Genomic DNA, 9,428 nt, shown 5'->3' with positions numbered 1-9,428 from the left:
TCGTCTTCCGGCCAAGCCCGGCCATCCGGCCTCGGGTCTCTCGGGTCCACATCCCGAGCTTGAATCACCCCCAGCCGCGTCGCACCAAGCCATTCTCAAACGGCCACTCAGCGACCCCTGAACACGGGCTTGCGCTTCTCGAGCGTGGCGCGGCGGGCCTCCGCCGCGTCCTCGGTCCTGGACAGCTCGTAGGTGAAGTTCTGCTCGAAGCGGTAGGCGTCCCTGGGCGGCATCAGCGTGACGAAGTTGCAGGAGTGCTTGGCGTACTTGATGCCGAGCGGGGACTTGGAGGCGATCTCGGCCGCGATCCTCATCGCCTCCGGCATGAGCTGCTCGCGCGGCAGCGCCGCCTCGATCACGCCGAGGCGGTAGAGCTCGGCCGCCGGGACGCGCATCCCCGTGAACATCATCCGCCGCACGCGCGACTTGCCGAGCAGCTCGGAGAGCATCGCGGCGCCGCCGGCGAGGCCGACGTCGATCTCCGGCATGCCGAACACCGCCTCCTCGGCGGCGAGCATGATGTCGCAGGCGGCCATCAGGCCGAAGCCGGCGCCGAGCGCGGCGCCGTTCACCGCGGCGATCACCGGCTTGGCGCACTCCTTGATGGCGTTGCCGGTCTCGCGCGTGATGCGGTTGTGGTGCCAGTAGGCGCCGGGCGTGTTCGGGTCGGGCCGGTCCTTGAGGTCGGCGCCGGCGGAGAACACCTTGCCCGCGCCGGTCAGCACCGCGACGCGCACGTCGTCGCGGTCGGTGATCGCGTCGAAGATCGCGATCAGCCGGCTGCGCATCGCCGCGTTGATCGCGTTCACCGGCGGGCGGTTCAGCGTCACCACCGCGATGTGGTCGGCGACCTCGAAGGTCACGATGTCGTCGGATGCCATGGCCGCTTCCCGTCCGTCTCAGCCGTCGCGCAGGATCACCGCGTCCACGCCGAGGCCGCCCCCCGGCAGGGCGATGAAGGGGTTGACCTCGACGCTCGCCACCTCCTCCGCGTGCGCCAGCGCGAAGCGGGAGAGCGCGACCAGGGCGTCGGCGATCGCGCCCTTGTCCACCGGCGGGCGGCCGCGCGCGCCCTCCAGCAGGGCGCGGCCGCGGATCGAGTCGATCTGCGCCAGCGCCTCCTCGCGCGAGAGCGGGGCGAGGCGGAAGGCGACGTCGCGGAACACCTCGACGAACACGCCGCCGAGGCCGAACATCACCACCGGGCCGAACACCGGGTCGCGGTGCACGCCGAGCACGGTCTCCACCCCGCCCTGCACCATGGGCGAGACCAGCGCGCCCTCGATGCGCGCGCGCGGCGCGGCCGCGCGCACCTCGCGGAGCATCGCGTCGTAGGCCGCCGCCACCTCCCGCGCGTCGCGCAGGCCGAGCCGCACGCCGCCGACGTCGGACTTGTGCGCGAGGTCGGGCGAGAGGACCTTCAGCGCCACCGGGAAGCCGAGCGCCGTGGCGGCCTCGGCGGCCTCCGCGGCGCTGCGCGCGACGCGCTCGGCGACGAAGGGCACGCCCGCCGCGGCGAGCAGCCGGCGCGCGGCGGCCTCGTCCAGCGGGCCGTCGGGCAGCGGCGCGCGGGCCGTCGCGGGCACCGCCGGCGCTGGCGCCATCGGCGGCCGCGTGCCGAAGTGCACCAGGGCGGCGGCGGTGCGCAGCGCCTCGGTCGGGTCCTCGCAGAGGAAGAGGCCCTTCTCCAGCAGCATCCGCCGCTGCTCGGGCGAGCCGCGCATGGAGAGGATGAAGGCCGTCTCCGGCCGCTGCCTGCGCAGCGCCTCCAGCGCCGGGAGGACGGTCGCGAAGGCGTCCGCGTTCTCGGCGACGAAGGCGAGGAAGGCGATGAACACGTCGAAGCGCGCGGGCCCGTCCGGCTCGCCCATCATGATCGCCATCATGCGGGTGAGCAGCGTGCGGTCGTTGCCGGTCTGCGCCGTGGCGTCCACCGGGTTGCGCGGGCTGGCGAAGGGGACGAGGGCGAGGATCGCCTTCTGCGCCTCCTCCGGGATCTCGGGCATCTCGAGGCCCCGCGCCGCCGCCTCGTCGGCGAGCAGCGCGCCGGCGCCGCCGGAGACGGTGATGACGCCGAGCCGCCGCCCGCGCGGCAGCGCGCCCGCGGTGCAGGCCACGGCGACGTCCGCCGCCTCCTCCAGCGAGCGCGCGCGCCAGACGCCGGCCTCGTCGAAGGCCGCCTGGTAGCCGGCGTCGCTGCCGGCGAGGGTGCCGGTGTGCGAGATGGTCGCCGCCGCGCCGGCCTCGGAGACGCCGACCTTCATCGCCACCACCGGCTTGCCGCGCGCCGCGCAGGCCGCGAGCGCCTCGCGCAGCCGCGGGCCGTCGCGGCAGCCCTCCAGGTAGGTGAGGATCACCCGCGTCGCCTCGTCCTCCGCCAGCCAGGCGATGCAGGCGGCGACGTCCACGTCGGCCTCGTTGCCGGTGGCGACGTAGTGGCTGATGCCGGCGCCGCGGTCGGCGAGCAGCGTGTAGCAGTAGGTGCCGACCGCGCCGCTCTGCGTCGCGATGCCGATGCCGCCGGCGCGCGGCCAGGCGCGGTTGCCGGTGAGCGAGCCGGAGAAGGTGCAGAACACGCCGTCCGCCGGGTTCATGACGCCGAGGCAGTTCGGCCCGAGCAGCCGCATCCCGGATTCGCGGCAGCGCGCGGCCATCCGCTGCTGCACGGCGCGGCCCTCGGCGCCGAGCTCGCCGAAGCCGGAGCTGAACATCACCGCGACCCTGACGCCCTTGCGGATGCAGGCCTCCAGCGCGTCCGGCGCGGCGGCGGCCGGCACGGCGATCACCGCCTGGTCCACCGGCTCCGGGATCGCCTCGAGCGAGGCGAAGGCGGGCAGGCCCTGCACCTCGCGCGCGCCGGGATTGACGGGGTAGAGCCGCCCCGTGAAGCCGCCGCGCAGCATGTTGGCGAGCGGCCGGCCGCCGAGCTTCCTCGGGTCCGTCGAGGCGCCGATGATGGCGATGCTCCGCGGGCGGAACAGGGCGTCGAGGCCGCGCGTGGCCCCGTCCGGCCGGCGCCCTTCCCCCGGCCTGCCGCGCGCGAGGGCGCTCCCGTCGCCGGACGCGCCGCTCATGCCGCCCATCCCTGCTCGTTCTCCGCCGGCTCGTCCACCCGCGCGGCGAGGGCGGCGCGCGCGCCGACCGGATCGCACTGCGCCGCCGCCTCGCGCACGCGGCGCAGGTGGCGGTGCAGCGGCACGTCCCAGGTGAAGCCCATGCCGCCGTGGAGCTGGATCGCGCCCTCGCAGAGCAGCACGCCCGCCTCCGCCGCGGTGGCGCGCGCGACGAGGCGGGCGATGGACTGCCCGCGCGGGTCCTGCCCGGCGACGGCGAGTGCGTGGCCGAGCGCGTGGCGCGCGTTCTCCAGCGCCAGCTTGTGGCGCGCCAGCTCGAAGCGCAGGCCCTGGTTGGCGACCAGCGGGCGGCCGAAGGCGCGGCGCTGGGTGACGTGGGCGATCGCCGCTTCCAGGCAGTGCTCGGCGGAGCCCAGCATCTCCGCCGCGCGCAGCAACTGCGCGTCGGCGCGCAGCGCGGACCAGTCCGCGCCCTCGGCGATCCGCGCCGCCGCCGGCACGCCGCGCAGCGTGACCAGCGCGGCGGGGCGTTCGAGGTCGAGGCCGCTCATGTCCTCCTCGACCGTCACGGCGCCGGGCGCGGCGGCGCGCAGGTCCACCAGCGCGGCGCCGCCCTGCTCCAGCGCCGCGACCAGCCAGCGCGCCTCGCCGGCCATCGCCGCGCGGCCGACGGTGCCGTGCAGCGCGCCGCCCTCCGTCCGCAGCGCGCCGCGCCAGGCGACGGTCGCGACCTCGCGCCCTTCGACGATCGCCGCCGCCGCGTCGGGCGCCGCGCGGGCGAGCAGGCGCGCGAGCAGCAGCGCCTCGGCCAGCGGGAAGGGCAGCAGCTCGGCGGCGCCGGCCGCCACCACCGGCGCCGCGGCGGAGAGCGGCAGGCCGAGCCCGCCCGCCTCCTCCGGCGCCAGCAGGCCGAGGATGCCGTCCTCCGCCAGCCGCCGCGCCGCGCCGGCGGCGTCCAGCCCCGCGCAGGCGGCGGCGGCGCGCCGCGCCGTGCGGGCGATGTCGTCCGTGTCCATCATCGTCGTGCGGTTCCCGTTCAGGCGGCGCGCGGCAGGCCGAGGATGCGGTCGGCGATGATGCCGAGCTGGATCTGCGAGGTGCCGGCGTAGATCGTCTCCGCCCGCGCCCGCATGTAGATCTTGCGGAAGCGCCGCTGCGCCGCGCGCACCTCGGGCGCCGGCGGCAGCGAGGCCTGGCCGAGCAGCTCCATCGCCAGCGCGGCGAAGCGCTGGTGCGCCTCGCTCCAGTGCAGCTTGATCAGGCTGCCGCGCCCGCCGATCGCGCCGCCGGAGACGAGGTCCTCCACCACGCCCTCGACGTAGCGCTTCAGCACCTCGATCTCGATGCGGAACTGCGCGAGGCGCTGGGCGTAGGCCGGGTCGGCGATCAGCGCCGAGAGGTTCGGGTCGGCGCGGCAGGCGGAGACCAGGTGGCGCAGCTCGTTCTCCAGCCGCCAGGCGCGGTACATGCGGTTGGTGGCGCGCTCGATCTCCAGCACGCGCACCGCGGCCTTCCAGCCCTCGTTCGGGGCGCCGAGCGCGTCGGCCTCCTCGACCGGGGCGTTGTCGAGGAAGACCTGGGCGAACTCGGCCTCGCCGTCGATCTGCCTGATCCGCTGCACGGTCACGCCCGGCGCGTCCATGCGCAGCGCGAACAGGGCGAGGCCGCGGTGGCGGTCCTCGAGCGTGCCGGTGCGCGCGAGCAGCAGGCAGCGCTGGGCGCGGAAGCCGCCGCTGGTCCAGATCTTCTGGCCGGTGATGCGCCAGACCTTGCCGTCATGCGTGGCGCGCGTGCGCAGCCCGGCGAGGTCCGACCCCGCCTCGGGCTCGGAGAAGCCCTGGCACCAGATCTCGCGCATCTCGAGGATCGCCGGGATGAAGCGCTTCTTCTGCTCCTCCGTGCCGATGGCGAGGAGGATCGGCCCGGCGAGCTCCTTGCCGATGGAGTTGACGCTCTCCGGCATCGGCAGGCGGCCGACCTCCTGCGAGACGATCAGGTGCTCGCGGAGCGTGAGGCCGTGGCCGCCATACGCCTTCGGCCAGGCGACGCCCCACAGGCCGGCGCGGTGCATCCGCGCCTCCCAGTCCTTCAGCTCCTCGAGGCTGGGCTCGGCCCTGGCGATCGCGTCGGACCGCCAGGCGGGGGGCAGGTTGGTCTCGAGCCAGTGGCGGATCGCGCGGCGGTAGGCGGCGGGGTCGCCGGCGGGCAGCGGGCTCGGGGCGGTGTCGGCGTCCATCGCGGTCACGCCCCCCGCCGGAGGTCGGAGGCCGGGCGGGACGGGAACGGATCGCTGCGGCGGCGCATGGACGGGCACTCCTCCCCGGTCGGCGCCGGGCCGCCGGGCGCTTCCGGCGTGCCGCGACCGACCGCTGCGACGGGAGTGTCCGGCGGCCCGCGCCGGCGATCAACCCTTGCCGGGGCAGGCCGAAGGAAGGAGCATCGGCGGCTTTGCGGCGAGGCCACGTCGCGCCTGCCCCGGCGGGCCGGCGTGCCCGGCGCCGTGGGGCAGGGGCAGTCGCCGGCCGTGCGCCGCCTCGCTCGTCAGATCGTCCATCGCGACGCGTCGCGCCCGGCGCCGTTGTTCACGGGCGCCGCATGCGCGGGCGGGCATTCGGTGACGCGGCCGCCGCGGGCGTGGAACTCGGCAAGGAGGCGCGCCACGTCGTCATCGCTCGGCGGACCGGCGAGCGCTGCGGCGCGGCGTTGCGCCGCGCGGCGCCGGCGGCCCTCGTCGAAGCTCCGCCGGGATTGTTCCGCAGCGGGACGCCTGCGGCCCAACAGGGGGTCGGGCGCCTCGGCCGCGGCGTCGGGGGCGGCGATCATGGGGCTCGGGGCCTCGGCCCAGGCGGCGGGGGTCATCGGTTGCCCTCCGGAACGGTTTTCGTGCCGTCGCACCCTGGCACGCGCCTGTTTCCGGATTGCTTCGATCTGTTTCGCGCCGGTTTCGCGGCGGACCGAAAGATGTTTCGCCGGTTTCGCTCTCCGGCACCACGCCCGTGAGGAGCCGCTGTCGCGGGCTGTGGCGCGCTTCCGCCTTCCCTGATAGGTTGTGCCAATGACCGCGCATCGTCCCTTCTGGCGACCGGCCGTCCTGGCGACCGTCCTCCTCCTCGTCGGCGGCGCCGGCGGTCCCCACGGCGCTGAGCGCGGCGGGGCGGGGCAGGGCGCTTTCGGCGCCTACCTCGCCGGTCGGTTCGCCGCTTCCGAAAGCGACACGCGGGTGGCCGCGGACAGCCTCCTCGCTGCCCTGCGCGCCGATCCGGAGCAGCCGGAGGTGCTGGAGCGCGCCTTCATCGCCACCCTGCTCGACGGTCGGCCGGAGGCGCTGCGCCTGGCGCGCCGCGTGCCCGAGATGCCGTTCGCGGCCATGGTGATCGCCGGCGCCGACGGCCTGGCGGGGCGGTGGGACCGCGCCGAGCAGCGCCTGCGCGCCATGCCTCGCCAGGGGGCGACGCAGGTGCTGCAGCCGTTGCTGCTCGCATGGGCGCAGCAGGGGCGGGGCAACACCGACGCGGCCCTCGGCACGCTGCGCCCGCATCTGGAGGCGGGGCGGCTGCGCAGCCTCTACGCCCTGCACGCGGCGATGATCGCCGACCTCGGCGGCCGGTCGCGCGATGCCGAGCGCTTCGTGCGCGTCGCGCTCACCGACACCGCGGAGCCGACGCTGCGGCTTACCCAGATCGCCGCCTCGATCCTCGCCCGGGTCGGGCGGCGGGCGGAGGCGATGCGGCTGCTCGACCGGCTGGCGCTCAACCACGACGACCTTGCCCTGGCGGTCGGCGAGACGGAGCGCCGGCTGCTGCTGGCCACCCGCCCGGTCGCCTCGGCGGCGGAGGGCATGGCGGAGGCGCAGCTCGCCCTGGCCGGCGCGCTGCGCGGCCAGGGGGCGGCCGACTTCTCGCTGCTGATGAGCCGCCTCGCGCTCCGCCTGCGCCCGGGCTTCGGTCCGGCCATCGTGATGGCCGCCGATGCGCTGGCCGACTCGGAGCAGGCGGCCGCCGCCCTGGCCCTGCTCGACGAGGTGGCGGCCGACGATCCGCTCGCCTCCGTCGCCGCGCTGCGCCGCGCCACGCTGCTCGACCGCCTCGACCGCACCGACGAGGCGGCGGAGGAGCTGAACCGCCTCGCCGCAGCCTTGCCAGACGCGCCGCAGCCCCATGCCCGGCTCGGCGACATCCTCCGCGCGCGCGGCCGCTATGCGGAGGCCGCCGCCGCCTACAACCGCGCGATCGAGCGGCTGCGGACACCGGGCTCCCGCGACTGGGCGGTGTTCTACGCGCGCGGCATCGCGCATGAGCGATCGGGCGACTGGCCGCTTGCCGAGGCCGACTTCAAGCGCGCGCTCGAGCTCTCGCCCGAGCAGCCCTACGTGCTGAACTACCTCGGCTACTCCTGGGTCGAGCAGGGGCGCAACCTCGAGGAGGCGCGGGCCATGCTGGAGCGCGCCGTGCAGCTCCGGCCGAACGACGGAAACATCGCCGACAGCCTCGGCTGGGCGCTGTTCAAGCTCGGCGACCTGAACGGTGCGGTGCACTGGCTGGAGCGAGCGGTCGAGCTGGAGCCGCGCAACAGCGTCATCAACGACCACCTGGGCGACGCCTACTGGGCCACCGGGCGCCGGCGCGAGGCCGAGTTCCAGTGGCGCCGCGCCCTCGCCCTCGGCCCGGAGCCGGGCGAAGGGCCGAAGATCGAGGCCAAGCTGCGCGAGGGGCTGCCGGGCCTGCCGGCGGCGCAGGCGCTGGCGGCGCCGGCCGCGCCGCAGCACCCGCCGGCGCCCGCGCCTGCGGCGCGGTGAACCCGGTCGCGGCGGCGGTCGGGGAGGCGGCGCCGGCAAAGGTCAACCTCTATCTGCATGTCCTCGGGCGGCGGGGGGAGGACGGTTATCACCTGCTGGACAGCCTGGTGGTGTTCGCTGGCGCGACCGACCAGGTGGAGGCCGTGCCGGCGGCAGGGAGGATCGCGCCCTCGTTGGAGGTCGAGGGGCCCGAGGCGGGGGCGCTGTCGGTGGAGGATCCGGCGCGGAACCTGGTGCTGCGGGCGGCGCGGGCGCTGGCGCAGGAGGCCCGGATCGGCGCGCCGGCGGCGGCGGTGACGCTGCGCCTGACCAAGCGGTTGCCGGTGGCGTCCGGGATCGGCGGCGGCAGCGCGGATGCGGCGGCAACGCTGCGGGCGCTCGACCGGCTGTGGGGCCTCGGCTGGCCACGGGCGCGGCTGGAAGGGGTGGCACGGCGGCTTGGCGCCGATGTTCCGGCCTGCATCGCGGCCCGGCCGGTGCGCATGGGCGGGGTCGGGGAGGTGCTCGCCCCGTCGCCGCGGATGCCGGCGCGGCTCGGGCTGGTGCTGGCGAATCCCCGCCTGCCGCTGGCGACGCCCGCGGTGTTCGGGGCGCGGGCCGGCGGCTTCTCGGCCCCCGCCACGTTGCCGGAGGCGGGCTGGCGCGACGCGGTGGGGCTTGCGCGCGACCTCGCCACGCTGCGCAACGATCTGGAGCCGGCGGCGATCGGCCTGTGCCCGCCGGTGGCCGAGGTGCTGGCGGCCCTGCGCGCGCTGCCGGGCTGCCTGCTCGCGCGCATGAGCGGCTCCGGCGCCACCTGCTTCGCCCTGATGGCCGATGCGGCGGCGGCGGCGGCGGCGGCGGAGCGGCTGCCGCGAGCGTGGTGGCGCTGGGGCGGGGGGCTTTACGCGGCGACGGCCTGACGCCTAATCAGCGCGGGCGTGCGTGCGCGGCGCGACGGCTGGGGCGTCGCCAAGCGGTAAGGCAGCGGATTTTGGTTCCGCCATGCGGAGGTTCGAATCCTCCCGCCCCAACCACCCCGGCACGCCCCGAGGCCGCGTGACCGCCCGGGAATGGCTTGGAGCGGCTCGGGTCGGGGGGATTCAAGCCCCGGAATGGATCCGGAGAGACGCGCGGCGGCATGGCCGCGCCTGGCCGAAAGACGAAGCGCCACCCGTCTGACCTGACGGACGAGGGTTGGAGGCACTGCCTCCAACACGCGGCTCGAGCCGCTGACGCCGAAGCGTCGCGCCGGGGCGGGGGCCCACGGTCGACCTGCGCGAGGTGCCGGACGCGATCCGCTGCATGGCGCGCAGCGCAGGCGGCTGCGGATGCTGCCGGCGCGCTTCGGCCCGTGGCGGACGGCCTACTGGCGGTTCCGCGTTCCGACACGGCGAGGGGCTTCGAGGCCATCCCGCGCCGCTGGGTGCGGAGCGCACCTTCGGCTGGTTGAGCCGCTGACGCCGCCGCGTCCGAGACTACGAGAAGCGCCTCGACGTCTCCGGGGCCATGAGGTCGTGTCCCATTGCGTGGTGTAGGAGCGCGATGATCGTCGGCGGGTTGGTTCGCCGGGTCAGGCG

7 protein-coding genes and 1 tRNA gene are annotated in these 9,428 nt (G+C 76.1%); 3 read left to right on the top strand and 5 right to left on the bottom strand.

Features of this window, described 5'->3' with window-relative positions; translation table 11 throughout:
* Positions 1 to 107 precede the first annotated feature (107 nt).
* The 5 genes from IEX99_RS22035 to IEX99_RS22640 all read right to left on the bottom strand — a co-directional run bounded on the left by IEX99_RS22035 (position 108) and on the right by IEX99_RS22640 (position 5,897).
* Positions 108 to 881 (bottom strand): enoyl-CoA hydratase/isomerase family protein, encoded by a 774-nt coding sequence (locus IEX99_RS22035; protein ID WP_188904363.1) that lies wholly within the window; start codon positions 879 to 881, stop codon positions 108 to 110.
* Positions 882 to 899: 18 nt separating this feature from the next.
* Positions 900 to 3,074, bottom strand: coding sequence for an acetate--CoA ligase family protein (locus IEX99_RS22030; protein WP_188904361.1), 2,175 nt, complete (start codon positions 3,072 to 3,074; stop codon positions 900 to 902).
* Positions 3,071 to 4,093, bottom strand: a complete 1,023-nt coding sequence (locus IEX99_RS22025; RefSeq protein ID WP_188904359.1) for an acyl-CoA dehydrogenase family protein — start codon at positions 4,091 to 4,093, stop codon at positions 3,071 to 3,073. Before IEX99_RS22025 ends, IEX99_RS22030 begins: the two co-directional genes overlap by 4 nt.
* Before the next feature lie 17 nt (positions 4,094 to 4,110).
* Positions 4,111 to 5,310, bottom strand: a complete 1,200-nt coding sequence (locus IEX99_RS22020; protein ID WP_188904357.1) for an acyl-CoA dehydrogenase family protein — start codon at positions 5,308 to 5,310, stop codon at positions 4,111 to 4,113.
* A 305-nt stretch (positions 5,311 to 5,615) separates the two neighbouring features.
* A complete protein-coding gene (locus IEX99_RS22640; RefSeq protein WP_229678219.1) occupies positions 5,616 to 5,897 on the bottom strand; it encodes a hypothetical protein in 282 nt (93 codons plus the stop codon).
* A 397-nt stretch (positions 5,898 to 6,294) separates the two neighbouring features.
* Between IEX99_RS22640 and IEX99_RS22015 the strand changes: the two genes are divergently transcribed.
* The 3 genes from IEX99_RS22015 (at position 6,295) to IEX99_RS22005 (ending at position 8,885) form a co-directional block, all read left to right on the top strand.
* On the top strand, positions 6,295 to 7,869 hold the full coding sequence (locus IEX99_RS22015) for a tetratricopeptide repeat protein (protein ID WP_229678218.1): 1,575 nt from the start codon (positions 6,295 to 6,297) through the stop codon (positions 7,867 to 7,869).
* Complete coding sequence (locus tag IEX99_RS22010; protein WP_188904353.1) at positions 7,866 to 8,771, top strand: 4-(cytidine 5'-diphospho)-2-C-methyl-D-erythritol kinase; 906 nt, start codon at positions 7,866 to 7,868, stop codon at positions 8,769 to 8,771. Before IEX99_RS22015 ends, IEX99_RS22010 begins: the two co-directional genes overlap by 4 nt.
* 39 nt (positions 8,772 to 8,810) lie before the next feature.
* A tRNA-Gln gene (locus IEX99_RS22005) sits at positions 8,811 to 8,885 on the top strand.
* The last annotated feature ends 543 nt before the right edge of the window (positions 8,886 to 9,428 follow it).

Origin of the sequence: Caldovatus sediminis (assembly GCF_014644455.1) — a bacterium.
Classification (GTDB): domain Bacteria; phylum Pseudomonadota; class Alphaproteobacteria; order Acetobacterales; family Acetobacteraceae; genus Caldovatus; species Caldovatus sediminis.
The sequence above is the reverse complement of the archived record's forward strand: the minus strand, read 5'-3'. Positions and strand labels throughout refer to the sequence as shown.

Excerpts from the sequence above, each read along its gene's own strand:
- IEX99_RS22640 (WP_229678219.1), bottom strand. The coding sequence starts at position 5,897 with ATGATCGCCGCCCCCGACGCCGCGGCCGAGGCGCCCGACCCCCTGTTG.
- IEX99_RS22020 (WP_188904357.1), bottom strand. The coding sequence starts at position 5,310 with ATGGACGCCGACACCGCCCCGAGCCCGCTGCCCGCCGGCGACCCCGCC.
- IEX99_RS22030 (WP_188904361.1), bottom strand. The coding sequence starts at position 3,074 with ATGAGCGGCGCGTCCGGCGACGGGAGCGCCCTCGCGCGCGGCAGGCCG.
- IEX99_RS22025 (WP_188904359.1), bottom strand. The coding sequence starts at position 4,093 with ATGATGGACACGGACGACATCGCCCGCACGGCGCGGCGCGCCGCCGCC.
- IEX99_RS22035 (WP_188904363.1), bottom strand. The coding sequence starts at position 881 with ATGGCATCCGACGACATCGTGACCTTCGAGGTCGCCGACCACATCGCG.